This window comes from Angustibacter sp. McL0619 (genome assembly GCF_049994355.1).
GTDB lineage: Bacteria > Actinomycetota > Actinomycetes > Actinomycetales > Angustibacteraceae > Angustibacter.
Map to the genome: position 1 here is coordinate 1,744,783 of NZ_CP188257.1, position 26,749 is coordinate 1,771,531.

The 26,749-nt window shown below is 70.6% G+C and carries 30 protein-coding genes; 17 read left to right on the forward strand and 13 right to left on the reverse strand.

The features are described from left to right. The first annotated feature begins 166 nt into the window (after positions 1-166). On the forward strand, positions 167-937 hold the full coding sequence (gene whiG / locus ACPPVT_RS08060; protein WP_426567090.1) for an RNA polymerase sigma factor WhiG: 771 nt from the start codon (positions 167-169) through the stop codon (positions 935-937). Here the strand turns inward: whiG and ACPPVT_RS08065 are convergent. After that, positions 924-1,439 carry a peptidoglycan DD-metalloendopeptidase family protein gene (locus tag ACPPVT_RS08065; RefSeq protein ID WP_426566488.1) on the reverse strand — a complete coding sequence of 172 codons (516 nt, stop codon included), beginning with the start codon at positions 1,437-1,439 and terminating at the stop codon, positions 924-926. The genes whiG and ACPPVT_RS08065 overlap by 14 nt on opposite strands. Positions 1,440-1,595: 156 nt before the next feature. Between ACPPVT_RS08065 and ACPPVT_RS08070 the strand changes: the two genes are divergently transcribed. Then, a complete protein-coding gene (locus ACPPVT_RS08070) occupies positions 1,596-2,315 on the forward strand; it encodes an SDR family NAD(P)-dependent oxidoreductase (protein ID WP_426566489.1) in 720 nt (239 codons plus the stop codon). Between the two features lie 18 nt (positions 2,316-2,333). Here the strand turns inward: ACPPVT_RS08070 and ACPPVT_RS08075 are convergent, their stop codons facing one another. Next, the gene (locus tag ACPPVT_RS08075; protein ID WP_426566490.1) at positions 2,334-3,521 is read right to left on the reverse strand and encodes a pyridoxal phosphate-dependent aminotransferase; all 1,188 of its coding nucleotides are present in this window, start codon (positions 3,519-3,521) and stop codon (positions 2,334-2,336) included. Positions 3,522-3,538: 17 nt separating this feature from the next. Between ACPPVT_RS08075 and ACPPVT_RS08080 the strand changes: the two genes are divergently transcribed. The 8 genes from ACPPVT_RS08080 (at position 3,539) to ACPPVT_RS08115 (ending at position 11,290) form a co-directional block, all read left to right on the forward strand. Continuing rightward, positions 3,539-4,894: an MFS transporter gene (locus ACPPVT_RS08080; protein WP_426566491.1), complete on the forward strand. Its 1,356-nt coding sequence runs from the start codon at positions 3,539-3,541 to the stop codon at positions 4,892-4,894. Between the two features lie 205 nt (positions 4,895-5,099). Then, positions 5,100-6,164 carry a 30S ribosomal protein S2 gene (rpsB, locus tag ACPPVT_RS08085; RefSeq protein WP_426566492.1) on the forward strand — a complete coding sequence of 355 codons (1,065 nt, stop codon included), beginning with the start codon at positions 5,100-5,102 and terminating at the stop codon, positions 6,162-6,164. A gap of 38 nt (positions 6,165-6,202) precedes the next feature. Then, positions 6,203-7,030 (forward strand): translation elongation factor Ts, encoded by an 828-nt coding sequence (gene tsf, locus ACPPVT_RS08090; protein ID WP_426566493.1) that lies wholly within the window; start codon positions 6,203-6,205, stop codon positions 7,028-7,030. Positions 7,031-7,191: 161 nt separating this feature from the next. Continuing rightward, a complete protein-coding gene (gene pyrH / locus ACPPVT_RS08095) occupies positions 7,192-7,950 on the forward strand; it encodes a UMP kinase (RefSeq protein WP_426566494.1) in 759 nt (252 codons plus the stop codon). A 65-nt stretch (positions 7,951-8,015) separates the two neighbouring features. After that, a complete protein-coding gene (gene frr, locus ACPPVT_RS08100) occupies positions 8,016-8,573 on the forward strand; it encodes a ribosome recycling factor (protein WP_426566495.1) in 558 nt (185 codons plus the stop codon). 43 nt (positions 8,574-8,616) lie between these two features. Then, positions 8,617-9,498, forward strand: a complete 882-nt coding sequence (locus ACPPVT_RS08105) for a phosphatidate cytidylyltransferase (RefSeq protein ID WP_426566496.1) — start codon at positions 8,617-8,619, stop codon at positions 9,496-9,498. A 24-nt stretch (positions 9,499-9,522) separates the two neighbouring features. Continuing rightward, entirely contained in the window at positions 9,523-10,641 is a 1,119-nt protein-coding gene (rlmN, locus tag ACPPVT_RS08110) for a 23S rRNA (adenine(2503)-C(2))-methyltransferase RlmN (RefSeq protein ID WP_426566497.1), read from the forward strand. Positions 10,642-10,753: 112 nt separating this feature from the next. Beyond that, a complete protein-coding gene (locus ACPPVT_RS08115) occupies positions 10,754-11,290 on the forward strand; it encodes a DivIVA domain-containing protein (RefSeq protein ID WP_426566498.1) in 537 nt (178 codons plus the stop codon). Here ACPPVT_RS08115 and ACPPVT_RS08120 read toward each other — a convergent pair. Beyond that, a complete protein-coding gene (locus ACPPVT_RS08120; RefSeq protein WP_426566499.1) occupies positions 11,283-11,693 on the reverse strand; it encodes a pyridoxamine 5'-phosphate oxidase family protein in 411 nt (136 codons plus the stop codon). The genes ACPPVT_RS08115 and ACPPVT_RS08120 overlap by 8 nt on opposite strands. Before the next feature lie 28 nt (positions 11,694-11,721). Further along, positions 11,722-12,921 carry a cysteine desulfurase-like protein gene (locus tag ACPPVT_RS08125; protein ID WP_426566500.1) on the reverse strand — a complete coding sequence of 400 codons (1,200 nt, stop codon included), beginning with the start codon at positions 12,919-12,921 and terminating at the stop codon, positions 11,722-11,724. 122 nt (positions 12,922-13,043) lie between these two features. Here ACPPVT_RS08125 and ACPPVT_RS08130 point away from each other — a divergent pair, with 122 nt between their 5' ends. Then, the gene (locus ACPPVT_RS08130; protein WP_426566501.1) at positions 13,044-14,948 is read left to right on the forward strand and encodes a propionyl-CoA synthetase; all 1,905 of its coding nucleotides are present in this window, start codon (positions 13,044-13,046) and stop codon (positions 14,946-14,948) included. On the opposite strand, the gene ACPPVT_RS08135 is transcribed toward ACPPVT_RS08130, so the two are convergent. The 3 genes from ACPPVT_RS08135 to ACPPVT_RS08145 are packed head-to-tail and all read right to left on the reverse strand — an operon-like array spanning position 14,945 to position 16,092. After that, on the reverse strand, positions 14,945-15,469 hold the full coding sequence (locus ACPPVT_RS08135) for a pyridoxamine 5'-phosphate oxidase family protein (RefSeq protein WP_426566502.1): 525 nt from the start codon (positions 15,467-15,469) through the stop codon (positions 14,945-14,947). The two genes, ACPPVT_RS08130 and ACPPVT_RS08135, sit on opposite strands and share 4 nt — an antisense overlap. A gap of 48 nt (positions 15,470-15,517) precedes the next feature. Then, positions 15,518-15,889, reverse strand: a complete 372-nt coding sequence (locus ACPPVT_RS08140) for a type II toxin-antitoxin system death-on-curing family toxin (RefSeq protein WP_426566503.1) — start codon at positions 15,887-15,889, stop codon at positions 15,518-15,520. After that, positions 15,886-16,092 (reverse strand): ribbon-helix-helix protein, CopG family, encoded by a 207-nt coding sequence (locus ACPPVT_RS08145; protein WP_426566504.1) that lies wholly within the window; start codon positions 16,090-16,092, stop codon positions 15,886-15,888. The genes ACPPVT_RS08140 and ACPPVT_RS08145 overlap by 4 nt, the downstream gene beginning before the upstream one ends. A 119-nt stretch (positions 16,093-16,211) precedes the next feature. On the opposite strand from ACPPVT_RS08145, the gene ACPPVT_RS08150 reads away from it, so the two are divergent. Both ACPPVT_RS08150 and ACPPVT_RS08155 read left to right on the forward strand, forming a co-directional pair. Continuing rightward, positions 16,212-16,943, forward strand: coding sequence for a FadR/GntR family transcriptional regulator (locus ACPPVT_RS08150; protein WP_426566505.1), 732 nt, complete (start codon positions 16,212-16,214; stop codon positions 16,941-16,943). Then, on the forward strand, positions 16,943-17,773 hold the full coding sequence (locus ACPPVT_RS08155) for a sterol desaturase family protein (protein ID WP_426566506.1): 831 nt from the start codon (positions 16,943-16,945) through the stop codon (positions 17,771-17,773). Before ACPPVT_RS08150 ends, ACPPVT_RS08155 begins: the two co-directional genes overlap by 1 nt. Before the next feature lie 73 nt (positions 17,774-17,846). On the opposite strand, the gene ACPPVT_RS08160 is transcribed toward ACPPVT_RS08155, so the two are convergent. From ACPPVT_RS08160 to ACPPVT_RS08180, 5 genes are all read right to left on the reverse strand, one after another. Further along, positions 17,847-18,098: a DUF6191 domain-containing protein gene (locus tag ACPPVT_RS08160; RefSeq protein WP_426566507.1), complete on the reverse strand. Its 252-nt coding sequence runs from the start codon at positions 18,096-18,098 to the stop codon at positions 17,847-17,849. A 12-nt stretch (positions 18,099-18,110) separates the two neighbouring features. Then, positions 18,111-19,514, reverse strand: a complete 1,404-nt coding sequence (locus ACPPVT_RS08165) for an NAD(P)/FAD-dependent oxidoreductase (protein ID WP_426566508.1) — start codon at positions 19,512-19,514, stop codon at positions 18,111-18,113. Then, complete coding sequence (locus ACPPVT_RS08170; protein ID WP_426566509.1) at positions 19,483-20,139, reverse strand: pyridoxamine 5'-phosphate oxidase family protein; 657 nt, start codon at positions 20,137-20,139, stop codon at positions 19,483-19,485. Before ACPPVT_RS08170 ends, ACPPVT_RS08165 begins: the two co-directional genes overlap by 32 nt. Positions 20,140-20,149: 10 nt before the next feature. After that, complete coding sequence (locus ACPPVT_RS08175; protein ID WP_426567091.1) at positions 20,150-21,475, reverse strand: aspartate aminotransferase family protein; 1,326 nt, start codon at positions 21,473-21,475, stop codon at positions 20,150-20,152. A 95-nt stretch (positions 21,476-21,570) separates the two neighbouring features. Then, positions 21,571-22,059: an Lrp/AsnC family transcriptional regulator gene (locus tag ACPPVT_RS08180; protein WP_426566510.1), complete on the reverse strand. Its 489-nt coding sequence runs from the start codon at positions 22,057-22,059 to the stop codon at positions 21,571-21,573. 145 nt (positions 22,060-22,204) lie between these two features. On the opposite strand from ACPPVT_RS08180, the gene ACPPVT_RS08185 reads away from it, so the two are divergent. The 3 genes from ACPPVT_RS08185 (at position 22,205) to ACPPVT_RS08195 (ending at position 25,163) form a co-directional block, all read left to right on the forward strand. Then, positions 22,205-23,662, forward strand: a complete 1,458-nt coding sequence (locus ACPPVT_RS08185) for a gamma-aminobutyraldehyde dehydrogenase (RefSeq protein ID WP_426566511.1) — start codon at positions 22,205-22,207, stop codon at positions 23,660-23,662. A gap of 1 nt (position 23,663) precedes the next feature. Next, positions 23,664-24,833 (forward strand): ABC transporter substrate-binding protein, encoded by a 1,170-nt coding sequence (locus tag ACPPVT_RS08190; protein WP_426566512.1) that lies wholly within the window; start codon positions 23,664-23,666, stop codon positions 24,831-24,833. 138 nt (positions 24,834-24,971) lie between these two features. Beyond that, positions 24,972-25,163, forward strand: a complete 192-nt coding sequence (locus tag ACPPVT_RS08195) for a hypothetical protein (protein WP_426566513.1) — start codon at positions 24,972-24,974, stop codon at positions 25,161-25,163. A gap of 11 nt (positions 25,164-25,174) precedes the next feature. Here ACPPVT_RS08195 and ACPPVT_RS08200 read toward each other — a convergent pair whose 3' ends face one another. Continuing rightward, positions 25,175-25,987: an ElyC/SanA/YdcF family protein gene (locus ACPPVT_RS08200; RefSeq protein WP_426566514.1), complete on the reverse strand. Its 813-nt coding sequence runs from the start codon at positions 25,985-25,987 to the stop codon at positions 25,175-25,177. Positions 25,988-26,042: 55 nt separating this feature from the next. Between ACPPVT_RS08200 and ACPPVT_RS08205 the strand changes: the two genes are divergently transcribed. After that, a complete protein-coding gene (locus tag ACPPVT_RS08205; protein ID WP_426566515.1) occupies positions 26,043-26,693 on the forward strand; it encodes a DUF998 domain-containing protein in 651 nt (216 codons plus the stop codon). Positions 26,694-26,749 lie beyond the last annotated feature (56 nt).

Consider the following 26,749-nt stretch of genomic DNA (forward strand, 5'->3'; position numbering starts at 1 on the left):
GGCAGTGTCCGCCGAGCACGACCCCGCTGACCCGGACCCGGCTGCGGACCACGAAGCGGCTGACGACGCGGCTGACGAAGCGGCTGAGGAGCCGGCTGAGCAGCCGGCTGAGGAGCCGGCTGACGAGTCAGCCGCCGAGGCCGAGGACCCGGAGGACGCGGTCGCGGTGAACGCCGCGGCGATCGCCGACTTGTGGCGCCAGTACAAGTCCGAGGGTGACCCGGCGGTCCGCGAGAAGCTGATCCTGCACTACTCGCCGCTGGTCAAGTACGTGGCCGGACGCGTCGGCGTCGGCCTGCCGCCGAACATCGAGCAGGCGGACCTCGTCTCCTACGGCATCTTCGGGCTGATCGACGCCATCGAGAAGTTCGACATCGAGCGGGCGATCAAGTTCGAGACGTACGCCATCTCGCGGGTCCGCGGCGCGATCATCGACGAACTGCGGGCCATCGACTGGATCCCGCGCTCGGTTCGGCACAAGGCGCGCGAGGTCGAGCGGGCCTACGCCGAGCTCGAGGGCGAGCTGCACCGCACCCCCACCGAGGCCGAGGTGGCCGGCCGAATGGGCATCAAGGTCGGCGACCTGCACCACATCTTCAGCCAGGTGTCCTACGTCAACGTCGTCGCGCTCGACGAGCTGCTCAGCGTGGGCGGCGAGAAGGGTGACTCACTCACCCTGGGCGACACCCTCGAGGACAAGGGCGCCGACGACCCGGTGCTGGCCTTCGAGGGCGAGGAGACCAAGTACCTGCTCGCCCGCGCGATCAACCAGCTCCCCGAGCGGGAGAAGATCGTCGTCACCCCCTACTACTACGAGGGACTCACGCTGGCGGAGATCGGCCAGGTGCTCGGCGTCACCGAGTCCCGGATCTGCCAGATGCACACCAAGGCCGTGCTGCAGCTGCGCGGCAAGATCGCCGAGGTCACTGCCGGCTGAGCGGAAGTAGGACCGGTAACGGCGGCTCGAGCAGGTACAGCGGGTCCAGGTACGTCGTCCCGCGACGAAGCCCCCAGTGCAGGCAGGTCCTGGGCAGGCAGTGCCCGGCGCCGGCGGCGAGCACCCCGATGCCGTCGCCGCGACGCACGACGAGGCCGACCGCAGCGCGTCGTGCCACGGGCTCGTAGCTCGTCCTGAGTCCGCCGGCGTGGGTGACCACCACGACGCCCTGGCCGGCCACCATGCCGGAAAAGCTGACCACTCCGGGCCCGGCCGAACGCACCACCTGCCCGACCCCGGCATCCAGGTCGACCCCGCGGTGCCCGGCGCTCCACGGCGTGGGGGGAGCGCGGAACGGCCGGGCCACCGCGGGGCGTGGATCGAGAGGCCAGCCCCAGGAGCGAACCGGCACGACCGGGGCCGCAGCGCCCGCGGTCGGCGGCGCACTCGACACCGAGGGGGTGAACGCCGCAACCGCGGCCAGGAGCATCTCTCGAACCATGTCGCCAGCCTGCGGTGCGACGAGGAGAACGGGAACCAGGCGACGCGAGGCTGTGGACGGTGGGACGAGAGCCCTTCCCTGTGGACGGCGCCCGTCGTCCGGCCGTCGCAGACCTGTGCAGGTCGGCGCGAACGGTCGCCTCGTAGGGTGAGCCGCATGATCACGATCGTGACTGGGGGAAGCCGCGGTATCGGCGCCGCGATCTGCGCCCGGCTGGCCGCCGAGGGGCACGACATCGTGCTCGGCTTCCGGTCGGACCGGGACGCCGCCGACCGGGTCGTGGCCGCGGTCGTGGACGCCGGACGCCGTGCCGTGGCCGTCGCGGTGGACACGAGCGACGAGCACGACGTGGACCGGCTGTTCGACGCCGCAGGGCAGCTCGGCCAGGTCACCGGACTGGTCAACAACGCCGGGATCAGTGGACCCAACGGCCCGTTGGTCGACGCCGACGCGGAGGGGATGCGCCGGGCGCTGGAGGTCAACGTCCTCGGCTACCTGCTGTGCGCGCGACGCGCCGTGCGCGAGATGACCCGTGGCGGCGCCGGGTCGATCGTGAACATCTCCTCGGCGGCCGCCACGCTGGGCAGCCCCGGCCAGTACGTGCACTACGCCGCGGCCAAGGCCGCGGTGGACGCGATGACGGTCGGTCTGGCCAAAGAGGTCGCGGCCCAGGGCGTCCGGGTCAACTGCGTGGCCCCGGGGATCATCTGGACCGGCTTCCACGCCGACCCGCAGCGACCGGCCCGGCTGGCAACCACCATCCCGCTGGGACGGGCCGGGCAGCCCGACGAGGTGGCCGGTGCCGTCGCCTGGCTGATGTCGGACGACGCGTCGTTCACCACGGGTGCCGTGCTGCGGGTCGCCGGCGGGATGTAGCCGGCGCCGACCGTGCTGCTACCGCCGCAGCTTCGCCAACCGCACGGCGGCCTCCTGCAGCATCTCGGGGCGCTTGCAGAACGCAAAGCGCACCAGGGACCGTCCGGCCTCCGGGTCGTCGTGGAAGACCCCGACGGGTACCCCGACGACGCCGGCGAGCTCGGGCAGGTCGCGGCAGAGTGCCAGCCCGTCGTCGTACCCGAGGTCGCGACCGTCCACCACGACGAAGTAGGTCCCGGCCGGCACGAGCGGAGTGAATCCGGCGTCGGCCAGCCCCGCGCAGAGCAGGTCACGGCCGGTCTGCAGCGTCGTCGCCAGTCCGGCGTACACCTCGTCCGGCAGCCCGAGCCCGTGCGCGACCGCGGGCTGAAAAGGCCCGGAGGCCACGAACGTGAGGAACTGCTTGACCGCCCGGACTGCGTCCACCAGCTCGCGTGGGCTGTGCACCCAGCCGACCTTCCACCCGGTCACCGAGAAGGTCTTGCCGGCCGAGGAGATGGTCAGCGTGCGCTCGGCCATCCCGGGCAGCGTGGCCACCGGGACGTGCCGCCCCCCGGTCGGACCGTCCGAGAACAGCAGGTGCTCGTAGACCTCGTCGCTGACCACCACGGCTCCGTGCTCGCGGGCCAGCTCGGCCACCAGCGAGAGCTCCTGGGTGGTGAAGACCTTTCCGGTCGGGTTGTGCGGGGAGTTCATCAGCACGACCCTGGTGCGCTCGCTGAACGCTGCCCGCAGCTGTGCCTCGTCGACGGCGAAGTCCGGTGCGCGAAGCACGACCGTTCGCCGCACCCCGCCGGCCAGCGCCACGGACGCCGCGTAGGAGTCGTAGTAGGGCTCGAACATGACCACCTCGTCGCCGGGCTCCACGAGCGCGAGCAGGCTGGCCGCGATCGCCTCCGTGGCGCCGGCCGTCACCAGCACCTCGGTCGCCGGGTCGACGTCCAGGTCGTAGAACCTGCGCTGGTGCTCGGCCACGGCCTGGCGCAGCTCGGGCACGCCCGGGCCGGGCGGGTACTGGTTGCGCCCGCCGCGGATGGCGGCGACCGCGTCGTCCAGCACGGACGCCGGTCCGTCGGTGTCCGGGAAGCCCTGGCCGAGGTTGATCGCCCCCGTGCTCTGCGCCAGCGCAGTCATCTCGGCGAAGATGGTGGTCCCGAACCCGCGCATCCGGTCGACCAGAAATGGGGTGCGCGGCGCTTGGTCCATGCCGCGACACTACGACGGTGAGCATCGCGCCGACTTCCGGGACCCCAGAACCGCCGGCCCAGGCGGCCGGCTGGCGAGCCCGCTTCGGTCCGCTGTCCGAGCCCGTGTTCCGCCGATACTGGCTCGGGCAGGCGGTCAGCCACTTCGGTGACCGGATCGCGCCGGTCGCGCTGGCGTTCGCGGTGCTGGAGATCTCGGGGTCGGCCACCGACCTCGGGCTCGTGGTCGCGGCGGGCACCGTCCCGCTGGCCGTGCTGCTGCTGGTGGGCGGCGTCTGGGCCGACCGGCTCGACCGGCGCCGGGTGATGCTCGTGGCGGACGCGGTGCGGGCGGTCGTGCAGGGTGTGGCCGCGGTGCTGCTGCTCACCGGGGAAGCCCAGATCTGGCAGCTCGCGGTGCTCGCCGCCATGGCCGGCGCCGCGCAGGCGTTCTTCGAGCCCGCGGGCACCGGCATGGTGCCCCAGGTCGTGTCCCCGGCCCGACTGGGTCAGGCCAACGCGCTGGTCGGCCTCAGCCACAACGCCGCGATGATCGTTGCCCCCCTGGTGGCCGGCGCGCTGGTCGCAGCGGCCAGCCCGGGCGCCGCAATCGCCGTGGACGCCGCGACCTTCGTGGTCAGCGCCGCTTTCCTGTGGCGGTTACGGCCGAGACCGAGCGAGCCGTCCGAGCGCTCGACCTTCGTCACCGAGCTGGTCGGCGGGTTCCGCGAGGTGACCTCGCGGTCGTGGCTGGGCGCGATGATCATCGGCTTCACCGTCTACCACGCCATCGTGCTGCCGGCGCTGCTCGTGCTCGGGCCGGTGGTCAGCGAGCGCCGCTACGAAGGGGCGACGACGTGGGCGGTGATCACGTCGGCGTTCGGGGTGGGCGCGGTCCTGGGTGCCCTCGCCGCTCTCAAGGCTCGGCCACGACGTCCGATCGTCTGGTGCTCGGTGCTCCTGGTCGGCGGTTCGGTGCAGCCGCTGATCGTCGGCACGTGGCTGCCGCTGGCGGCGATGGCCGGCCTGATCGCCATCTCGGGAGCCAGCATCAGCGTGCTGTTCGTCATCTGGGACACGACCCTGGCGCGCGAGATCCCCCCGCAGGCGCTGAGCCGGGTCAGCTCGTTCGACTTCTTCGGCTCGGTGGTGGGTATGCCGCTGGGGTTCGCGGTGATCGGGCCGGTCTCGGACTGGCTCGGCCTGACCGAGACCATGGTGATCGCGTCCGCGATCGGGGTGGCCTGGGCGCTGGTGACCGCAGCCCTCCCCTCGGTGCGCGGGCTGCGAGAGGACCCGGCCAGCCGGACGACGCGCACCGGCGAGCCGGTGCCGACCTACCACGCACCGCACCCGCCGACCGACCCGTCACCAGCACCCCCCACGCTGGCGTAGACTGCTCCCACGACCGGTCTCGATCGGTCGAATTCGCGCGTCCGCAGACCGGCACCGTGACGAGGGCATTCCTCGCCGCTCCGCCGGGGCGCACATCCGGTCCGGGCAGGCCCAGCACGACTCAGCCCGGTTCAGTGCGTCGCGGTCGCCAGGCGTGGTGGTCGACCGACCGCCGCGGACAACCGAGCGACAAAGGACACCAAGCATGGCCGTCGTCACCATGCGCCAGCTCCTCGAGAGCGGCGTGCACTTCGGGCACCAGACCCGCCGTTGGAACCCCAAGATGAAGCGCTTCATCTTCACCGAGCGCAACGGCATCTACATCATCGACCTGCAGCAGTCGCTGACGTACATCGACAACGCCTACGAGTTCGTCAAGGAGACGGTCGCCCACGGCGGCTCGATCCTGTTCGTCGGCACCAAGAAGCAGGCTCAGGAGCCGGTGGCCGAGCAGGCCACCCGCGTCGGCATGCCCTACGTCAACCAGCGTTGGCTCGGCGGCATGCTCACCAACTTCCAGACTGTGCACAAGCGCCTGCAGCGCCTCAAGGAGCTCGAGGTCATCGACTTCGACGACGTCGCCGGCTCTGGCATGACGAAGAAGGAGTTGCTGGTCCTGCGCCGCGAGAAGGACAAGCTCGAGCGCACCCTCGGCGGTATCCGTGACATGGCCAAGGTGCCCAGCGCGGTGTGGATCGTCGACACCAAGAAGGAGCACCTGGCGGTCGACGAGGCCAAGAAGCTGGGCATCCCGATCGTCGCGATCCTGGACACCAACTGCGATCCCGACGAGGTCGACTACAAGATCCCGGGCAACGACGACGCGATCCGCTCCGTCACGCTGCTCACCCGCGTGGTCGCGGACGCCGTGGCTGAGGGCCTGATGGCTCGCTCGCGCGGTGGCGAGGCCGCGGCCGACTCCGGCCAGGTGGCCGGCGACGAGCCGCTGGCCGAGTGGGAGCGCGAGCTCCTGGGCGGCCAGTCGCAGTCCGGCGAGCCCGAGGGCACGCACGCCGCCGCCGGTGACGCTGAGGCCGTCGTGGCCGAGCAGGCTGCCGGCCAGGACGCCGAGGCTGCTGCTGAGGCTGTCGAGGCTCCTGCCGCGGAGGCTGTCGAGGCTCCCGTTGCTGAGGCTGCTGAGGCTGAGGCTCCCGTTGCTGAGGCTGCTGAGGCTGAGGCTCCCGCTGCTGAGGCTCCCGCTGCTGAGGCCGCTGTGGCCGTCGAGGCTGCCCCCGAGGCAGCCGACGTGACCGACGCAGACCAGGCCTGAGCGCCCGCTCCCGTATTTCGAGAGGAAGAACCACCCGCATGGCGAACTACACGTTGGACGACATCAAGGCACTGCGCGAGCAGACCGGCGCCGGGATGATGGACGTCAAGAAGGCCCTGGACGAGTCTGACGGCGACCGCGAGAAGGCCGTCGAGTACCTGCGCGTCAAGGGTCAGAAGGGCGTCGCCAAGCGCGAGGGCCGCAACGCCAGCAACGGCCTCGTGGCGATCCACGTCGACGGCGGCGTGGGCACGCTCGTCGAGGTCAACTGCGAGACGGACTTCGTCGCCAAGGGCGACAAGTTCCAGGCCGTCGCGCAGCGCGTCCTCGACCAGGCGGTGGCCATCGGCGCCGCGGACGCCGAGTCGCTGCTCGACTCCACGATCGAGGGCCAGACGGTCCGCGAGATCCTCGACGAGGCCAACGCGGCCATCGGCGAGAAGATCGAGGTCCGTCGGGTCGCCCGCATCGAGGGCGGCGCCGTCGCGTCCTACCTGCACAAGACCAGCCCGGACCTGCCCCCGCAGGTCGGCGTGCTGTTCGCGGTGGACGGCGAGACGCCGGTGGCGCGTGACGTCGCGATGCACATCGCGGCGTTCCCGGAGACCGCCTTCGTCACCCGCGAGGAGGTCCCGGCCGAGACGGTCGAGACCGAGCGCCGGATCGCGCGCGACACGGCGATCGAGGAGGGCAAGCCCGAGGCTGCCCTGCCCAAGATCGTCGAGGGCCGGGTGAACGGCTTCTTCAAGGAGAAGGTCCTGATCGAGCAGCCCTTCGCCAAGGACAGCAAGAAGACCGTCGGCGCCGTGCTGACCGAGGCCGGCGTCAAGCCGGTCGCGTTCGCCCGGTTCCGGGTCGGCGCCTGACTCAGGCGCCCCAGGTCCCAGCCGAAGACCCCGTCCACCGACCGGTGGGCGGGGTCTTCGGCAACTGTCACCCGTTCGCATTGGCTCGACTACCCTCCGGTAAGGCAGACTGCCCAGGACGTCGGACGAGCACCTTGGGGGACCAGCGCGTGGAGAGCATCGTGAGCCAGACCGCCCCTGACCTGCAGGTTCGACCGGACCGCCAGGACCTCGTGTACGAACGCGTCCTGCTGAAGCTGTCCGGCGAGGCCTTCGGCGGGGGCAAGGTCGGGCTCGACCCGGATGTCGTGCGTGCGATGGCGCGTGAGGTCGCCGGCGCGATCGCCACCGGGGTGCAGGTCGCCATGGTGATCGGCGGCGGCAACTTCTTCCGCGGCTCGGAGCTCCAGCAGCGTGGCATGGACCGCTCGCGCGCGGACTACATGGGCATGCTCGGCATCGTGATGAACTGCCTCGCGCTGCAGGACTTCCTCGAGAAGGAGGGCGTCGAGACGCGGGTGCAGACCGCCATCACGATGGGCCAGGTCGCCGAGCCCTACATCCCTCGGCGGGCCATCCGGCACATGGAGAAGGGCCGCGTTGTCATCTTCGGTGCCGGGGCCGGTCTGCCGTTCTTCTCCACCGACACCGTCGCCGCCCAGCGCGCGCTGGAGACCAAGTGCGACGTGGTGCTGATGGGAAAGAACGGGGTGGACGGCGTCTACACCGCCGACCCGCGCATCGACCCGACGGCGACCAAGCTCGACACGATCACCTACTCCGACGCGCTGCAGCGGGGCCTGCGGGTCGCCGACGCGACGGCTTTCGCGCTGTGCATGGAGAACGCGATGCCGATGGTCGTGTTCGGCATGGAGGGGGACGGCAACGTGGCGCGTGCCATCCAGGGTGAGAAGATCGGCACGCGGGTCGTCGCCGGCTGACCGGCCGCGCCCGCCGCCCGCCGCCAGCACGACCTGTCCGACAGCGCCACAGCCAAGGAGTCCGAGTGATCGACGAGACCCTCTTCGACGCGGAAGAGAAGATGAGCAAGGCCGTCGAGGTCGCCAAGGACGACTTCGCCGCCATTCGCACCGGGCGCGCGAACCCGGCGATGTTCACCAAGCTGACTGTCGACTACTACGGCAGCCCGACGCCGCTGATGCAGCTCGCGTCGTTCCAGACGCCCGAGGCCCGCACGATCCTGATCACGCCGTACGACAAGAGCGCTATGCACGAGATCGAGAAGACGCTGCGCGACAGCGACCTCGGCGCCAACCCGGCCAACGACGGCAACGTGATCCGGATCGTGCTCCCTCAGCTGACCGAGGAGCGCCGCAAGGAGTACGTCAAGCTCGCCCGCCACAAGGCCGAGGACGCCAAGATCTCCATCCGCAACATCCGCCGCAAGGCCAAGGAGTCCATCGACCACGCGATCAAGGACGGCGAGGTCGGCGAGGACGAGGGCAACCGGGCCGAGAAGGAGCTCGAGGGCACCACCAAGAAGTACGTCGACACCGTCGACGACCTGCTCAAGCACAAGGAGTCCGAGCTCCTGGAGGTCTGATCCAGCACCGCTGGACCGATTCCGCCACGCTCGAGTGCCCACCGTGACCGACAACCCCAGCCTCCCTCCGCAGCCCTCGGCTGCGCCGACGACGCGTGTCGCGGCCCGCGCCGCCCGCCAGCACGGCCGGGCCGGCCGCAACCTGCCCGCTGCCATCGGTGTCGGCGTCGGGCTGGGCGCGGTGGTGGTGGCCAGCCTGTTCATCCGCCGCGAGGTGTTCCTGGCCGTGGTCGCGGTCGCGGTCTGCCTCGCGCTGTGGGAGCTCACGAACGCCCTCGCCGAGCGGCGGGTCGCGGTGCCCCTGGTCCCGGTGGCCGTCGGCACGGTCGCGATGCTCGTGGCGTCATACACGGCAGGCGGTCAGGCCCTCGCCGTCTGCTTCGTGCTGACCGCGGTCGCCGTGGTCATCTGGCGGACGTCGGAAGGCCCGGAGGGCGCGCTGCGGGACGTCGCCGGCGGCATCTTCGCCGCGGCCTACCTGCCGCTCCTGGCAGGGTTCGTGGTCCTGATGCTCGCCGAGGACGACGGCGCCTGGCGGGTGTTCACCTTCATCGTGGTCACTATCGCGAGCGACATCGGCGGCTACGCGCTCGGTGTGGTCGCCGGCAAGCACCCGATGGCACCCTCGGTCAGCCCGAAGAAGTCCTGGGAGGGCTTCGCCGGGTCGGCCATCGCGTGCATCCTGGTCGGCACCCTGGCGCTGCCCCTGCTGCTTGACGGGCCTTGGTGGGGCGGCCCGCTGATCGGTGTGGCCGCCGTGCTGTGCGCGACGCTGGGTGACCTGTCGGAGTCGATGATCAAACGCGACCTCGGCATCAAGGACATGGGTTCGGTGCTGCCAGGGCACGGCGGGGTGATGGACCGGCTGGACTCGCTGGTGATCGCGGCGCCGGTGCTCTGGCTGCTGCTGCACCTGCTCGCCTGAGCGACCTGAGAGACTGGGGGTGACATGGACGCCACCACCCCCCAGCCGGGCCAGCTCACCTTCACCGCGCCGCGGCGCGGCAAGCCGCCGCGCCACCTGGCCGACCTGACCCTCGCCGATCGGGCCGACGCGGTGCGGGACGCCGGGCTGCCGGCGTTCCGGGCCAAGCAGCTGTCCAGGCACTACTTCGAGCGGTTGGTGGTCGACCCGGCCGAGATGACCGACCTGCCCGCGGCCGGCCGCGCTGAGCTGGTGGCCGCACTCCTGCCGTCGCTGATGACGGTGATCGCCGAGCGGCAGGCCGACGGCGGCGACACCATCAAGACCGCCTGGCGGCTGTTCGACGGCGCGATCGTCGAGAGCGTGCTCATGCACTACGCGAACCGGAGCACCATCTGCATCTCCAGCCAGGCCGGCTGCGGCATGAACTGCCCGTTCTGCGCGACCGGCCAGGCAGGGCTGACCCGCAACATGTCCACTGCCGAGATCGTCGAGCAGGTCGTGCGTGGCGCACGGCTCGTCGCGGCCCGGCACGGCGGGCACAAGCGCTCGATGAACGTGGTCTTCATGGGCATGGGCGAGGCCCTGGCCAACTACAAAGCCTCGATCGACGCGATCCGGCGGCTGACCGACCCCAGTCCGGAGGGGCTGGGGCTGAGCGCTCGAGGTATCACGATGTCGACGGTCGGTCTGGTCCCGGCGATGGACAAGCTCACCGCCGAGGGCATCCCGGTCACGCTCGCGCTGAGCCTGCACGCGCCGGACGACGAGCTGCGTGACGAGCTGGTGCCGATCAACACCCGGTGGAAGGTGGGCGAGGCACTTGACGCCGCGTACCGCTACTACGAGGCGACCGGACGCCGGGTCAGCATCGAGTACGCGCTGATCCGGGACATCAACGACCAGGCCTGGCGGGCGGACCTGCTGGGCAAGCTGCTGAACCAGCGTGGTCGCGGCTGGATCCACGTCAACCCGATCCCGCTCAACCCCACGCCCGGCTCCAGGTGGACGGCCAGCGACCCCAAGGTCGAGAAGGCCTTCGTGGCCGCGCTGGAGCAGCGCGGCATCCCGACGACGATCCGGGACACCCGCGGGCAGGACATCGACGGCGCCTGCGGCCAGCTGGCTGCGAACACCATCTGAGCGGCGACGCGCCAGCCTGTGCGGCAACGCGCAGCCCCGCGGTTACGCTTGACAGGCGCGGTCCCCCTGGCCGCCGTTCGATCAACTGCGGCCAGATCACGAGGAGCTGAGCATGAGCGCGCCGATGCGCTTTCGTCGGGTCGGTCGGCTGTCCCGTGGGTACGACATCGGCCAGGTCGACTCGTTCATCGCCCGGGCTCTGGGCGGCAACGTCGGCTCCGACCTGATCCGCAGCGTGGGCTTCGACCTGAAGCTCGCTGGCTACCAGGTGGAGCAGGTGGATGCCGCACTGGACCGCCTCGAGGACGAGATTGCGGCCACCGAGCGTACCGGCGAGCGCCGCGAGCTGGGTGAGCGAGCGTTCGTCAAGGACGTGACCTCCCAGGCGCAGGTGCTGCGGGCCAGGCTGGTCCGCGCGCACGGCGACCGGTTCGCCCGCGGCTCGGCCTGGGAGCGCTCCTACGACGTCGAGCAGGTCGACATGATCTGCGACGAGATCGCCGAGTACTTCGACGGTTCCACCGCGCTGTCCTCGGATGACCTGCGGGCCGCGGTGTTCCACAGCCGTCGAGGCTCGCGCGGCTACAGCGAGCGGGCCGTGGATCGCTTCATGGACCGCGTCATCGCGGTGATCGGCAAGGTCAGCTGAGCGCGGACGGCGTCCCGACCAGGCCCAGAACGCGGTCGACCGCGATCTGCAGGACCACGCGGGCGGGGTTCGGTCGCGGTGTGCGGTACCGCCCGGCATAGCGGCGCTCGGCCTCCTGGACCTGCTCCGGATGCACCAGCACCGCGGCGTCACCCTCCAGGCTGACCCAGCGCCGTCCGTCCACCTGGCAGATCACCGCGCGCCCGCCGCGCAGCGCGTTGCGCGCCTTCTGGCTGTCGCCGCTGGTGATCACCCGGACCAGCCCGCCCGCGTCGTCCCAGGTGAACCCGACGGGGACCACGTGCGGGGTGCCGTCCGAGCGCAGGGTGGTCAGGGTGGCCAGGTGCCGTTCGCACAGGAAGTCCAGCACGGCCGGCGGCAGGTCAGCAGGATCGAATTGCACGGGCACAGGATCGCACCTGCGGGCCGGGTCAGCGGACGAAGTCCGCGAGTGCCTGCAGCGCCCGGTCGACGTCCTCGTCGTTGGAGTAGGGCGCGAGGCCAAGGCGCAGGCCACCGGTGTCGCCCAGCCCGAGCCAGCGTGAGGCCTCGATGGCGTAGAACGACCCGGCCGGCGCGTTGACGCCGCGCTCGGCGAGGAAGACGTAGGCGTCCGAGGCGTCCTGCCCGTCGAAGGTCAGCAGCAGGGTCGGGGTGCGCCGGCTGGCCCGCGACCAGCACGTGATCGACGGCAGGTCGGCCAGGCCGCGCTCCAGGCGCTCGCGAAGCCGGTCCTCGTGCTCCTCGACCGCTGCCATGGCGGCCAGTACGCGCGAGCGGCGCTCCGCTCCGGGCGGCGCGAGGCCGGCGATGAAGTCCACCGCGGCGGTGGTCCCGGCCAGCAGCTCGTAGGGCAGCGTGCCCAGCTCGAAGCGCTCCGGAACGGCGTCGGACGACGGCATCAGCTTGGCGGGGTGCAGCGACTCGAGCAGCGCCGGGTCGCTGGTCAGCACACCGCAGTGCGGCCCGAGGAACTTGTACGGCGAGCAGGCGAAGAAGTCCGCGCCGAGCTCGCCGACGTGCACCGTGGCGTGCGCGGTCAGGTGCACGCCGTCCACGAAGACCAGAGCCCCTGCCGCGTGCGCTCGGCGGGCGATCTCGGCGACCGGCGGGCGAGTGCCGATCAGGTTGGACGCGCCGGTGACGGCCACCAGCCGGGTCCGGTCGCTCAAGGCGGCAGCGACGGCGTCGGCGGTCAGCTCGCCGGTGCCGGGGTCGAAGTGCGCCCAGCAGACCGTGGCGCCGGCGGCCTGCGCCGCCTGCACCCACGGCCGGACGTTCGCGTCGTGGTCCAGCCGGCTGACGACCACCTCGTCGCCCGGACCCCACGAAGCGGACAGCGTGCGGGCCAGGTCGTACGTCAGCGCAGTCATGCTCCGGCCGAAGACGACCCCGCGCGGGTCGGCGGCGAGCAGGTCGCCGATTGCCTGCCGTGCGCCCAGAACCACGGCGTCCGCGGCGCGCTCGGCCGCGGTGACGTTCCCCCGGTTCGCGATCGGCGAGCTCAAGGTCGCCGACACCGCATCGGCGACCGACTGCGGAGTCTGCGATCCGCCGGGGCCGTCGAAGTGCGCGTTACCGCTGGCCAGGGAGGGGAACTGCGCGCGCAGCGCGCTCACGTCGTACGCCATGGTCCGATCCTGGTGCACGGGCGTCGCGGGCGGGTGGCCGCCCCGGCGCCCTCGTGCTTGAGGCCGGCCCCCTGGACGGCCCCGCCCTGGCGCATCGCCGGCGCGGCGGGCAGGATGCGGCAATGGCGGCTGAGCAGAAGACGGCGTCCGGGGCGTGGCGGGCCGCCCACGAGCGGAGCCTGCGCGACCCGAGCGCGTTCTGGGGCGAGGCGGCCGGCCTGATCGACTGGATCAAGGCACCCGCGCGAGTGCTGGACGACGACCGGCCGCCGTTCTTCCGCTGGTTCGTCGGCGGGACGTTGAACACCTGCTACAACGCGGTGGACCGGCACGTGATCGCCGGCCGCGCGGACCAGCCGGCGATCATCCACGACTCCCCGGTGACCGGAACCAAGCGCACCCTGACGTACGCGCAGCTGCTCGACCAGGTGGCCCGCTTCGGTGGGGTGCTGCGGGCACTGGGCGTGGAGCAGGGCGATCGGGTGGTGATCTACCTACCGATGGTGCCCGAGGCCGCGATCGCGATGCTGGCCTGCGCGCGGATCGGCGCTGTCCACTCGGTGGTGTTCGGCGGGTTCGCGCCGGCCGAGCTCGCCGCCCGGATCGACGACGCCCGGCCCAAGGTCATCGTGTCCGCGTCATGCGGGATCGAGCCGACCAGGGTGGTGGAGTACAAGCCGTTGCTGGACGCCGCGATCGAACGCGCCCAGCACACCCCGGACGCGTGCGTGATCCTGCAGCGCCCGCAGGCCGAGGCGCCGATGGGGGAGCGCGACGTCGACTGGAAGACGGTCATGCGCGAGGGAGCGGTGCCGCCGGCCGAGTGCGTGCCGGTCGCCGCGACGGACCCACTGTACGTGCTGTACACCAGCGGTACGACCGGCAAGCCGAAGGGGATCGTGCGGGACAACGGCGGTCACGCGGTCGCGCTGCGCTGGTCGATGACCAACGTGTACGGCGTGCAGCCCGGAGAGGTCTGGTTCACCGCCAGTGACGTCGGCTGGGTGGTGGGGCACTCCTACATCGTGTACGCGCCGCTGCTGACCGGCTGCACAACCGTTCTGTACGAGGGCAAACCGGTGGGTACGCCGGACGCGTCGGCGTTCTGGCGAGTTGTGCAGGAGCACCGGGTGAGCGCGATGTTCACCGCGCCGACCGCGATCCGGGCGATCAAGAAGGACGACCCGGACGGCGCGCGGATGGTCGAGCACGACCTGTCGGGTCTGCGGACCCTCTTCCTGGCCGGCGAGCGGCTCGACCCGAACACCTACGAGTGGGCGACGTCGCGACTCGGGGTGCCGGTCGTCGACAACTGGTGGCAGACCGAGACCGGCTGGCCGATCTGCGCCAACCCGGTCGGGTTGGAGCCGTTGCCGATCAAGGCGGGTTCGCCGTCCGTGCCGATGCCGGGGTACGACGTCCAGGTGCTCGACCCCGGTGGGGCGCAGGTGCCGGCGGGCACCGAGGGTGCGATCTGCCTGAAGCTGCCGATGCCGCCGGGCACGCTGCCGACCCTGTGGGGAGACGACGACCGGTACGTCGCGTCGTACCTGTCCGCGCACGAGGGCTACTACCTGACCGGCGACGGCGGGTACGTGGACGACGACGGGTACGTGTTCGTGATGGGACGCACGGACGACGTGCTGAACGTCGCGGGGCACCGACTGTCGACCGGTGCGCTGGAGGCCGCCATCGCCGGGCACCCGGCGGTCGCGGAGTGCGCGGTGATCGGCGTGGCCGACGAGCTGAAGGGTCAGGTGCCGCGCGCTCTCGTGGTGCTCAAGGGCGGCGGTGACTGGGACCTGGCAGCCGTGGCGGCCGAGTGTGTCCAACGGGTGCGTGACGAGGTCGGTGCGGTCGCAGCCCTGCGGCAGGTGGACGTCGTGGCCGCCTTGCCGAAGACCCGCTCAGGCAAGGTCCTGCGCAAGACCATGCGGGAGATCGCCGACGGCGGCACCCCCGTCGTGCCCTCCACCATCGAGGACGCCACAGTGCTCGACGCGCTTGCCCCCGTGCTGCGCGGCTAGGGCGCGATGCCGCGCTTGGCCAACAGTTCGGAGCGCTTCCAGGCGTAGCCGACCATCCAGTGCGGTTGGAGCCGGTAGAACCGGATGTCATCGCCCCAGGTCAGCGGGGAGCTTCCGTAGTGCGCCGTCCAGTGCGCCAGCGTCTCGTCCCAGTCCGGATCGCGCTCGTGCATGGTCACGGCCTGGCCGTGGCTGAACGCGGCCAGCTCCTCGTTGTCGATGTGGGCCACGCTGACGGCCGGCCGGCTCTGCAGGTGCTTCGCCTTCGCGGCCGTGCCGCTCGTGCTGAACGTCCACGTCGCGTGCAGGAAATGGCCGTCCAACGCGCTGATCCGGGGCTCGCCCCGAGCGGTGACGGTGGCGACGCTGAGAACCTTCATGCCGGTGAGCAGCGCAGCCAGGTCGCGGGCCGTCAGCGTCCGTTCGTCGTTGATGATGCCGCGCAAGTGCTCGGTGGACGTCGCGTGCGAAGAGTCCAAGAGGTCCTGAAGCGCAGCCAGCTCGTCTTCGGTCTCAAGCATGCCTACCAAGCTAGGACCGACCACCGACAGTTGCTGGATCGCGCCTGCTCAGTGGCGTGGCACCGAGACCACGCGCAACCGCTCGGCGATCGTCGGGAGGTCGTCAAGCCCTGAGGCCAGGTCGATCATCAGATCGAACAGCGCGTCGTCCTCGGCCCAGATCTCGTGCGCGTTGATCCAGAGAAACGCGTGTGCGCACAGCAGGGCGATCCGCTTGTTCCCGTCCACCAGCGGTTGGTTCTGGGCCAATGAGTGAAGCAGGGCGGCTGCCTTCTCAGCCAGGGTCGGGTACGCGTCCTGGCCGAAGGCGGATGACCGGCAGCGCTGAACAGCCGAGTCCAGAAGTCCGACGTCCTTCACGGTCAGCCCGAGGCGCGCCACGCGGGAGAGCACGTCATCCAGGGTGAGGTAGTCCGTCACGCCCGGCGCAGCCGGTCAAGCAGCTGCGCGTAGCGCGACTCGCCCTCGTCGAAGGCAGCCTGGACGCGGCTGACGTGCTCGTGACGAGCGGCCGTCTCGAGAATGGCCATCCGGACGACGGCACTTCGCGACTGGTGAGTTGCCTCAGCCAGCTCGTCCAGCGCGCGCTGCGTCTCGTCGTCCAACCGAAGCGTCATGGCCATGGCGGGATGGTATCACTCTGGTATCACAGTCGAGGCTCCGTGGCCGGCAATTAGGACGGGCACGGTCGATATTGGTCCAACCTCTTGATGACCTGACCTCTGGGTGGCAACATCGCAGGATGGCGTCCACCCAGTTCACCCCCGTGGCCCGGCAGTCGGTCAGCGACACCGTGCTGGTCCAGCTGCGCGAGGCGATCCTCGGTGGTGGGTACCAGCCGGGTGACCAGCTGCCGCCCGAGCGCGAGCTCGCGCAGGCCTTCGCGGTGAACCGGCACGCCGTCCGAGAGGCCGTCAAACGACTGCAGGAGGCAGGTTTCGTGCAGGTCGTGCACGGCGGCGGCACCCGAGTGCTCGACGTTCGACGCACCGCCGGTCTGGACCTTCTCGGGCACCTGGCCCGCATGCCGGACGGCGCGCTCGAGCGGCTCGTCCGGGACGGGCTGGAGATGCGTCGCTGCATCGGTGTGGACGCCGCCCGGCGCGGAGCGGAACGCGCGGACGTCGCGACGCGGCAGGCCATCCTGGTCGCTGCCGAGCGTTACGGCGACCCGTCCGACGTGCACGCGGACCGGGACTTCTGGGCGCTGGTCGTGGACGCCAGCGACAACCTGGCGTTCCGGCTCGCACTCAACAGCCTGGTCGAGTCGATCGACGCCCAGTCCGAGCTGATGGACGTGCTGCTCGCGGACGACCGCGGCGACGTCCTGCCGCATCTCGACCTCGCCCAGGCCATCGCCGACCAGGACGGCGAGCGCGCGGCCGCGTGCGCCGACGCCCTGCTCAGCCAGGCCCTGACCATCCACCAGGCGCGGGCCGGGGGCCGGCGCCGTCGTCCGGGAAGGAGCGCCTGATGTTCGACATCATCGCCATGGCGATCCCGTTCTTCATCCTGTTCATCGTGATCGAGCTCGCGTCCCTGTGGTTCGCACCGGACGACGACGAGATCGGCTACGAGGTGCGCGACACCGCGACGAGCCTGTCGATGGGCATCGGGAACGTCGTGATCGGCATCGGCTACAAGACGGTCGCGCTCCTGCTGTACGCCGCGGTCTACGAGCTCACGCCGCTGCGGGTCGACATGTCGAACTGGTGGGCCTGGGTCGCCCTCTTCTTCGCCGACGACATCGCCTACTACTGGTTCCACCGTGCGCACCACGAGGTCCGGCTGCTGTGGGCCAGCCACGTCGTGCACCATTCCAGCCAGTACTACAACTTCTCGACGGCGCTGCGGCAGACCTGGACGCCGTTCAGCGGGCTGCCGTTCTGGCTGCCACTGGCCCTGCTCGGCGTGCCCCCATGGGCGATCTTCCTTCAGCAGTCGGTCAGCCTGCTGTACCAGTTCTTCCTGCACACCGAGCGGGTCGACAAGCTGCCGCGCCCGGTTGAGCTGGTGATGAACACGCCGTCCCACCACCGCGTGCACCACGGCATGAACGGCGTCTACCTGGACCGCAACTACGGCGGCATCCTGATCGTGTGGGACCGGCTGTTCCGCACGTTCGAGCCCGAAGGGGAGCGGGTGATCTACGGGCTGACGCACCAGCTGCGCACGTTCAACCCGTTGGTCGTGGCGACCCACGAGTACGTCGCCATCTGGCGCGACCTCAAGGCCGACGTCCGCTGGCGAGACCGGTTCGGCCACCTGCTGCGCAACCCCGGCTGGAGCCCGACCACCGACTGAGCGGGCCAGCGGGACCCGGCGGTGGGCAGCGGCTCGGGCCGTGGCGGTGCCCGAACGCGCTCACGACGCCAGGTCAGCCGGGCGCGACCGCATCGTCTGGTGACGACGGCTCGTCTGGTGACGACGGCTCGTCTGGTGACGAGGGCTGGTCCGGGGAAGCCGGTTTGGGCGGCGCGGGAATCCGGGCCACACCGCCGTCCAGGTCGATGCCGAACGGCTTGCCCTCCGACTTCGGGATCTGCGCCTCGATGCGCTTGCGGTCCCGTTCCTCGCGCAGGTGCTTGTGGCCGGGGTTGAAGATCTCGATGAACCCGTCCAGCTCCATCCCCCTATGACATCAGTGTCCGGTCAGCGCCGCCAGTACCTTCCCGAGGCGGGCGGGCCGTCCGGTCCGGGCCTCCTCGGCATCGGCCAGCTGAGCCAGCCGCAGGCCGGCGTTCACGCCGAGCCAGCGCAGCGGCTCCGGCTCCCAGTGCCGGGAGCGGTGGCCAACCCACGGCAGCCTGGTCAGCTCGCTCTCGTTGCCCGTGACCAGGTCGGCCAGCGTCCGCCCGGCGAGGTTGGTGGTGGAGACGCCGTCCCCGACGTACCCACCGGCCGCGCCGAGCCCGGAAGCCGGGTCGTAACCGACGCTGGCGTGCCAGTCCCGGGCGATCGCGAGCGGTCCACCCCATCGGTGCGTGATCTCGGCGCCCTCGACGGTCGGGAACAGGTCGACGAGCGCGGTCTGCAGCGCGGCGAAGACCGCAGGTTCCTGGTCGAACTGGGGTCGCACGGCCGAGCCGTAGTGGTACGGCGCGCCCCGGCCGCCGAAGACCAGCCGGTCGTCGGCGGTGCGCTGACCGTAGACGATCACATGCCGGTGCTCGCTGAAGGTCTCACCGCTGGCCAGCCCGGCCTCGGCCCAGAACGCCTGGGGCAGCGGCTCGGTGGCGATGATCAGCGAGTAGACCGGCACCACCTCGCGGCGGTGGCCGTGCAGCGCGGGCGTCCACGCCTCGGTGGCGCGCAGCACGTGCCGGGCCCGGACGGTGCCCTGCTCGGTCTCGACGGCCCCGGCGCGCACGGACGTCGCCCTGGTGCCTTCGACGATCCGGGCGCCGTTGCGCTCGACGACCTGGGCGAGGCCTCGGGCGAGCTTGGCCGGCTGGATCCTGGCGCAGTTCGGCGTGTACGTGGCCCCCAGCGCGTCCGCGACACCGATCCGCTCACGCGTCTGCGCGGCGTCCAGCAGCTGCAGGCCGTCCACGCCGTCCCACTCCTGGTCGTGTGCCACCTCGGCCCGGGCGCGGGCGAGCTGGGCCGGGTTGCGGGCGACCACGACCGTTCCGCCGCGCCGGAAGTCGCAGTCGATCCGCTCCGCGCGCACGACGTCCTCGACCTCCTGGACGGTGTCGACCATCGTCGCGCGCATGGCCAGGGCCGCAGGCCGCCCGTGCCGCCGAGCCATGGCCTGGACCCCTTGCGGCAGTAGCGCTGAGCACCAACCGCCGTTGCGTCCGCTGGCTCCGAAACCGGCGCTGTTCGCCTCCACCACCAGGACGTCGAGCGAGGGGTCGCGCCGGCGCAGGTAGTAGGCGGCCCACAGGCCCGTGTAGCCGGCCCCGACGATGCATACGTCCGCGGTGGTGTCGCCGTCCAGGGCCGGGCGCTGGTCGGTGTTCGCGCCGATCGTGGACTGCCAGAGCGTCTCCTGGGGTGCACTCACCTCAGTGCCTTCCCGCCGGCCAGGACCGCACATACTGCGGCACGGGGTATGGCGCGCGCAGGTCGGGTGCGTCAACGGGCTCGGCGAACCGGTGCTCCATCGGGACGACGCCCGCCCAGACCGGTCGGTCCAGGTCGGCCGGGTCGTCGTCCGGGGGAGCGGCGGACACCTTCATCGACCACTCCTGCAACGGGATCGCCAGCACGCACGTGGCGGCCAGCTCCTTCGGCGAGGGCGGGCGCGCGTCGATGCCCCGGCCTGGCATCAGCCGTTCGGTCAAGGTCGCCAGGGCGGCGGACTTCTGCTCGCCGTGCAGCTCGGTGCAGCTGCCGAACACCATCACGCTGCGGTAGTGCATCGAGGACTCGAACTGGCTGCGAGCCAGTACGAGACCGTCGACGAGCGTGACGGTCAGGCAGGTGGGCGCGCCGCCAGCCAGGGAGCGGAACAGTCGAGAGGCGTTGCTGCCGTGCACGATCAGCCGTTCGCCGTCGCGGGCGAAGCCGACCGGCAGCACGAAGGGCTGCCCGTCGCTGACCACGGCGATGTGCGCGACCAGCGCGGTGTCCAGTGCCCGGTCTCGCTCGGCCACGTCGTGCAGCTGCTTGTCCGGCAGCCGGCGCACCTGGGTGCGGGGCGCCGGCTGCCTGGAGCTCACAGCAGGACGCTCACAGTCGCGACCACGCCTCGGTGAGCACGCCGCGCAGCCGCTGCTCGATGTCGTCGAACTCGGTCTGCCCGATGATGATCGGCGGTGCGAGCTGGATCACTGGGTCGCCGCGGTCGTCGGCCCGGCAGTACAGGCCCGCGTCGAACAGCGCCTTGGACAGGAACCCGCGCAGCAGCCGCTCGGCCTCGTCGTCGTTGAAGGTCTCGCGGGTCGTTTTGTCCTTGACCAGCTCGATGCCGTAGAAGAAGCCCTCGCCGCGCACGTCACCGACGATCGGCAGGTCGGTCAGCTTCTCCAGCGCCGCACGGAAGCGCGGGGCGTTCTCGTGCACGTGCGCGGTCAGGCCCTCACGCTCGAAGATGTCCAGGTTCGCCATCGCGACCGCCGCCGAGACCGGGTGGCCACCGAAGGTGTACCCGTGCAGGAACGACTCGTGGCCATGCTTGAACGGCTCGAACAGCCGCTCCGACGCGATCATCGCGCCGATCGGCGAGTACCCCGAGGTCATCCCCTTGGCGCAGGTGATGATGTCGGGCACGTAGCCGAAGTCGTTGCAGGCGAAGATCTCGCCGATCCGGCCGAACGCGCAGATCGTCTCGTCGCTGACCAGCAGGACGTCGTACTCGTCGCAGATCTCGCGAACCCGCTCGAAGTAGCCGGGGGGCGGCGGGAAGCAGCCGCCGGAGTTCTGCACCGGCTCGAGGAACACGGCTGCGACCGAGTCGGGGCCCTCGAACTCGATGGCCTCCGCGATCCGGTCGGCGGCCCAGCGGCCGAACGCCTTGGCGTCCGCGCGCAGGTGCTCGGGCGCGCGGTACAGGTTGGTGTTCGGCACCTTGTGCGCGCCGGGTACCAGCGGCTCGAAGGGCACCTTGGCGTCCGGGATGCCGGTGATGGACAGCGCACCCTGGGGCGTGCCGTGGTAGGCGACGTTGCGGCTGATCACCTTGTGCTTGGTGGGCTTGCCGACCATCTTGTAGTACTGCTTGGCCAGCTTCCAGGCCGTCTCGACCGCCTCGCCGCCACCGGTGGTGAAGAACACCCGGTTCAGGTCGCCAGGCGTCTGGTACGCCAGCCGCTCGGCCAGGTCGATCGCGGCCGGATGGGCGTAGGACCACAGCGGGAAGAACGCCAGCTGCTCGGCCTGCTTGCGCGCCGCCTCGGCCAGCTCGGTGCGGCCGTGACCGACCTGGACGGTGAACAGGCCGGCCAGCCCGTCGAGGTACTTGCGGCCGGCGTCGTCCCAGATGTACGCGCCCTCGCCCCGCACGATGACCGGCACCTGTCCGCCCGCCTCGTACGTCGAGTGCCGGGTGAAGTGCATCCAGAGGTGGTCGCGTGCGGCGTCGCTGCGCGGCGTGCCTCGCGGCGTGGTGCTGGTGGCGGTGGCAGGAACGTCGACGTCCTGCGGTGTGCTCGTCATCGGGTTCCCCAGTTGTAGAGCTGCTTGCGCAGCTTCAGGTACACGAACGTCTCGGTGCTCCGAACGCCCGTGACGGTGCGGATCCTCGAGCTGATCAGCTCGAGGAGGGCGTCGTCGTCCTCGCAGACGGCCTCGACCAGCAGGTCGAAGCTGCCCGCGGTGACGACGACGTAGTCGACCTCTGGCATCTCAGCCAGTCGGTCCGCCACGGCGCTCAGGTCACCCTCGGCGCGGACGCCGATCATGGCCTGGCGGCTGAACCCGACCTGCAAGGGATCGGTAACCGCGACGATCTGCATGACCCCGGCGTCCAGCATCCGCTGCACGCGCTGCCGGACGGCGGCCTCGGACAGCCCGACCGCCTTGCCGATCGCGGCGTACGGCCGGCGACCGTCCTCTTGGAGCTGCTCGATGATCCGTTTGGACACGTCGTCCAGGAGATGGCCGTTGCCGGTTCGGTTGGTCACTGGCCGATGGTCCCGCATAGCAAGCCCGCTTGCAAGTGAATCCGTCGCCAGAGTGTCATTTGACGACTGATTCCCACGAGTCGCGCGTCCTGTACTGTCGATACCGGCCCTAGCGCGCTAGTGTCGCCATCTCGCCAGATCCGTGTCATGAACAGGAGCCGCTGTGAGCGTCCCGACCACCTCCGCACCGCGCGCACTTCGCAACTTCGTCGGCGGCGAGTACGTCGACACCCTCGGTGACGCCACCAGCGACCTGGTGGACCCCACGACCGCGCGGGTCGTCGCGCACGCCCCGGTGTCCACCGCGAAGGACGTCGACCGTGCGTACACGAGCGCCGCGGCAGCGTTCGAGCAGTGGGGACAGACCACGCCGAGCGAGCGCCAGCAGGCCCTGCTCAAGATCGCGGACGCCATCGAGGCCCGTGCCGACGAGCTGGTCAGGCTCGAGGCGCAGAACACCGGCAAGCCCTTCGCGCTCACCGCGAGCGAGGAGATTCCGCCGATGGTGGACCAGATCCGCTTCTTCGCCGGTGCCGCCCGGGTGCTCGAGGGCCGCGCGTCGGCCGAGTACCTCAGCGGCCACACCTCGTGGATCCGTCGCGAGCCGATCGGCGTCATCGGCCAGGTCACGCCGTGGAACTACCCGATGATGATGGCCGTGTGGAAGTTCGCCCCCGCGCTGGCGGCGGGCAACACGGTGGTCCTCAAGCCGAGCGACACCACCCCTGAGACCACCCTCCTGATGGCCGAGATCGCCGCCGAGTTCCTGCCCCCGGGTGTGCTCAACGTGGTCACTGGTGACCGGGAGACCGGCCGCGCTCTGGTCGAGCACAAGATTCCGTCCATGGTGTCGATCACCGGCTCCGTGCGCGCCGGCATGCAGGTCGCGGAGGTCGCCTCGCGGGACGTCAAGCGGGTGCACCTCGAGCTGGGCGGCAAGGCGCCGGTCGTGGTGTTCGACGACGCCGACCTGGAGGCCGCCGCGGAGGCGATCGCCGTGGCGGGCTACTTCAACGCCGGGCAGGACTGCACGGCCGCCACCCGAGTGCTCGCCGGCCCCGGCATCCACGACGACTTCGTGGCCGCGCTCGCCGAGCAGGCGCGTGCCGCCAAGGTCGGCCTGCCGGACGACGAGGACGCACTGCTGGGCCCGGTCAACAACGCCAACCAGCTGCGCCACGTGTCCGGCTTCATCGACCGGCTGCCCGACCACGCCTCGCTCGGTGCGGGTGGTGCCCGGGTCGACGGACTCGGCGACGGGTACTTCTGGCAGCCCACGGTGGTCTCCGGCCTGCAGCAGGACGACGAGGCGATCCAGAACGAGATCTTCGGGCCGGTCATCACCGTGCAGCGGTTCACCGACGAGGAGCAGGCGCTGGCCTGGGCCAACGGGGTGCAGTACGGCCTGGCGTCCTCGGTCTGGACCAAGGACTTCGGGCGGGCCATGCGGATGAGCAAGAAGCTCGACTTCGGCTGCGTCTGGATCAACACGCACATCCCGCTGGTCGCCGAGATGCCACACGGTGGCTTCAAGCACAGCGGCTACGGCAAGGACCTGTCCATGTACGGCTTCGAGGACTACACCCGCATCAAGCACGTGATGGCGAACCTGGACTCCTGAGGTGCCACCGAGCTCGAGTCCGCTGTCCCGCAGGGCCTTCGTCGGCGGATCCACCGCCGCGCTGGCTGCGCTGTTGACCGGCTGTGGCACGAAGGGGACCTCGCGTTCGTCCGGCCCGGCCACGACGCCGGACCTGTCCGCGACCGAGAAGCTGGTCAAGTTCTCCAACTGGCCGCAGTACATCGACGTCAGCGACGACGACGACGGCAAGCGCCCGACCCTGGACGCGTTCACCAAGGCGAGTGGGATCGCCGTCCAGTACACCGAGGACATCAACGACAACGAGGAGTTCTTCGCCAAGATCCGGCCGGCCGCGTCCAACGGTCAGGACATCGGGCGGGACCTGTTCGTGGTCAGCGACTGGATGTCGGCCCGGATGATGCGCCAGCACTGGGTCACCCAGTTCGACCACTCCACGATGCCCAACGTCGCGACGAACCTGCTGCCGCAGCTGCGTCAGGTCTCGTTCGACCCGGGGCGCAAGTTCTCCGTGCCGTGGGCCTCGGGCATGACCGGCCTGGCGTACAACAAGAAGCTCGTCAAGGAGCCGATCCGCCAGGTCAGCGACCTGTTCCGCCCCGACCTCAAGGGCAAGGTCACGATGTTCTCGGGCATGAAAGAGACGATGCCGCTGCTCATGCTGGGTCTCGGCATGGACATCGCGACGTTCACCGACGCCGACTTCGACAAGGCGCTCGGCGTCCTGAAGGAGCAGGTGGACAAGGGGCAGATCCGCGCGTTCACCGGCAACGACTACACCTCGCAGCTCGCCAAGGGTCAGATCGCGGCCTGCTTCGCCTGGAGCGGAGACGTCCTGCAGCTGGCCCTGGACGATCCGAACCTGGAGTTCGTCGTCCCGGAGCAGGGCGCGGAGCTGTGGTCGGACAACTGCATGATGCCGGCGCCGGTGTCGCACAAGGCGAACGCCGAGCAGCTGGTCGACTGGTACTACCGCCCCGAGGTGGCCGCGGCCCTGGCGTCCTGGGTGCAGTACATCCCTCCGGTCGAAGGCGCCCAGGAGGAGATGCAGAAGATCGACGCAGACCTGGCGAAGAACCCGCTGATGTTCCCGGACGACGCCACCAAGAAGCGCCTGAAGGTGCAGCGCGACCTCACCGACGCGGAGGACCTCAAGTTCACGGCGGCCTTCACGGCCGTCACCGAGACCTGAGCCATCAGCCCCTCGCGCTCCAGCGCAGGTCGACCGCCAGCGAACCATTCGGGCCGGGGATGGGGGTGTGCATGTAGGTAGTGTTCGCGCTGCTGCATGCGCCATGCTGGGCCGCACGACGCGAGGAAGGGCGGCCACGTGAGCAGCAACAACCGCGGGGGAGGGGCGGCGGCAGGTGGCGGGGCCCTGTACGGGCTCGGCATCTTCGGCGCCTGGGTGTACTTCTGGCAGCAGGCCGACTCGTTCTGGGAGTACGTCGGGGCGCTGCTGCAGGGTTTGGTGTGGCCGGCGTTCATGGTCTACGACCTGTTCTCCGCGCTCAACCGCTGAACGCTGTCCCGTCAGACCTCGCTGCCGTAGCGGGCGTCGGCGACGCGGCCCGAGGTTCCGGTCGCGCGCGCGACCAGGGCGGCGGCGTCCTGCACCTGCGCCGGGACGTCGACGTGCGCGATGTAGTCACGGCCCTGAGGCCCGTAGCCCTCGGGGGAGTCGGTGAGTCGTTCGACCTCGCCCAGCAGCAACGAGACGTACCGCGGGACCGACCACGAGCCCCAGACGTCCTGGAGGTGTGCGAGCCGGCCGTCGACGACCGTGAACTCCTGCTCGTACGCCGCGAAGCTGACGAGGGTGGGCTGCCCGAGCGTCCAGAGGCGACCGAAGCCGGCGCTCATCCGCCGCTGCATGGTGCGGTCCTGCACGAGGATCACCGAGCGCGGGGCCAGGCCGGCCTGCCGGACGACGTCCTGCGCCAGCGAGATGTTGTTGCCGCAGTTGGTCGATCGCCGTTCGGTCAGGACGTCGTCGAGGCCGTGCACCTCGGACAGGAACTCGGCCATGATGTCCGCCTCCGGCCGTCCGGCGAACTCCCGACCGGGGAACCGTTCGCACATGGCGCCCCACAGGTGCTCCGTGGTGTGGCCGATGCCGCCGATCAGCATGAGCCGCGCTGCGGCGCCGCCCCGGACAGCGGCGACGGCGGTCTCCCAACCGCCGGGCGGGCAGGCTCCGAAGAGCATGAGCAGGTCGGCTTGCTCCGACCCGAGCACCGGCGCAAGCCCAGCGCCCGTCAGGGTTGGCACGTCGCGCACCGCCACGAAACGGTCGATGAGGTTGAGCGCCGTGGCCAGCTCGTGGGTGCCGCTGTCGCTGGGCATTGCCGCAGGGTAGCGATGTCCTCGACGTCGGCCGTCCGACTGTCCATGCTGAGGCATGACGAGCGCCGACCCTGCCGCGGACCCTGCAGCCCTGACCCCACCGCCCGACGAGTCCGAGTGGGTGCTGTCCTACCTCGGGGTGCGGCTGTCGGTCGGCGTGCTGGGAGCGGCGCTGCCCGTCCTCCTGTTCGTCAGCCGGTTCTTCTTCGGCGACCACCGGCTGCCGCCGTCCATCAGCGCCTTCTACTACACCCCGATGCGCAACGTGCTGGTCGGCACGCTCTGCGCCCAGGGCGTCTTCCTGTTCTCCTACCGCTATGCGCGGCGGGACAACTGGCTGAGCACCCTGGCGGCCATCCTCGTGGTCATCGTGGCGCTCAGCCCGACGGCGGCCCCGGGTGCACCGGACACGTTCTGGACCATCGCGCACGGCGTGGCCGCAGGCGGCTTCTACCTGGTGCTGGCCTACTTCTCGTACTTCCTTTTCACCCGCAGCGATGCGCCGGTCGAGCCCGGGAGCCCGAAGGCGCTGCGCAACAGCATCTACCGGGTCTGCGGGGTGCTGGTCGTCCTCGCCATGGCCGTGGCACTCGCCCTGCTGCGGTCGCCGGTCCACCTGCTGTTCTGGTGCGAGACCGTCGCCTCGCTGGCGTTCTCCTTCGCCTGGCTGGTCAAGGGTGGCCTGCTCTTCGCCGATCAGCCCTGAGCACGCCGCCGCACTGGCCGCCGCCGCACTGGCCGCTGATCACGTTAGGCAGCGCT

Bases quoted from the DNA above. Each gene is read 5' to 3' on its own strand.
- ACPPVT_RS08065 (WP_426566488.1), bottom strand. From the start codon at position 1,439: ATGGTTCGAGAGATGCTCCTGGCCGCGGTTGCGGCGTTCACCCCCTCG.
- ACPPVT_RS08070 (WP_426566489.1), top strand. From the start codon at position 1,596: ATGATCACGATCGTGACTGGGGGAAGCCGCGGTATCGGCGCCGCGATC.
- ACPPVT_RS08075 (WP_426566490.1), bottom strand. From the start codon at position 3,521: ATGGACCAAGCGCCGCGCACCCCATTTCTGGTCGACCGGATGCGCGGG.
- rpsB (WP_426566492.1), top strand. From the start codon at position 5,100: ATGGCCGTCGTCACCATGCGCCAGCTCCTCGAGAGCGGCGTGCACTTC.
- tsf (WP_426566493.1), top strand. From the start codon at position 6,203: ATGGCGAACTACACGTTGGACGACATCAAGGCACTGCGCGAGCAGACC.
- rlmN (WP_426566497.1), top strand. From the start codon at position 9,523: ATGGACGCCACCACCCCCCAGCCGGGCCAGCTCACCTTCACCGCGCCG.
- ACPPVT_RS08115 (WP_426566498.1), top strand. From the start codon at position 10,754: ATGAGCGCGCCGATGCGCTTTCGTCGGGTCGGTCGGCTGTCCCGTGGG.
- ACPPVT_RS08125 (WP_426566500.1), bottom strand. From the start codon at position 12,921: ATGGCGTACGACGTGAGCGCGCTGCGCGCGCAGTTCCCCTCCCTGGCC.
- ACPPVT_RS08130 (WP_426566501.1), top strand. From the start codon at position 13,044: ATGGCGGCTGAGCAGAAGACGGCGTCCGGGGCGTGGCGGGCCGCCCAC.
- ACPPVT_RS08135 (WP_426566502.1), bottom strand. From the start codon at position 15,469: ATGCTTGAGACCGAAGACGAGCTGGCTGCGCTTCAGGACCTCTTGGAC.
- ACPPVT_RS08145 (WP_426566504.1), bottom strand. From the start codon at position 16,092: ATGGCCATGACGCTTCGGTTGGACGACGAGACGCAGCGCGCGCTGGAC.
- ACPPVT_RS08150 (WP_426566505.1), top strand. From the start codon at position 16,212: ATGGCGTCCACCCAGTTCACCCCCGTGGCCCGGCAGTCGGTCAGCGAC.
- ACPPVT_RS08155 (WP_426566506.1), top strand. From the start codon at position 16,943: ATGTTCGACATCATCGCCATGGCGATCCCGTTCTTCATCCTGTTCATC.
- ACPPVT_RS08160 (WP_426566507.1), bottom strand. From the start codon at position 18,098: ATGGAGCTGGACGGGTTCATCGAGATCTTCAACCCCGGCCACAAGCAC.
- ACPPVT_RS08165 (WP_426566508.1), bottom strand. From the start codon at position 19,514: ATGTGCGGTCCTGGCCGGCGGGAAGGCACTGAGGTGAGTGCACCCCAG.
- ACPPVT_RS08175 (WP_426567091.1), bottom strand. From the start codon at position 21,475: ATGCACTTCACCCGGCACTCGACGTACGAGGCGGGCGGACAGGTGCCG.
- ACPPVT_RS08180 (WP_426566510.1), bottom strand. From the start codon at position 22,059: ATGCGGGACCATCGGCCAGTGACCAACCGAACCGGCAACGGCCATCTC.
- ACPPVT_RS08200 (WP_426566514.1), bottom strand. From the start codon at position 25,987: ATGCCCAGCGACAGCGGCACCCACGAGCTGGCCACGGCGCTCAACCTC.
- ACPPVT_RS08205 (WP_426566515.1), top strand. From the start codon at position 26,043: ATGACGAGCGCCGACCCTGCCGCGGACCCTGCAGCCCTGACCCCACCG.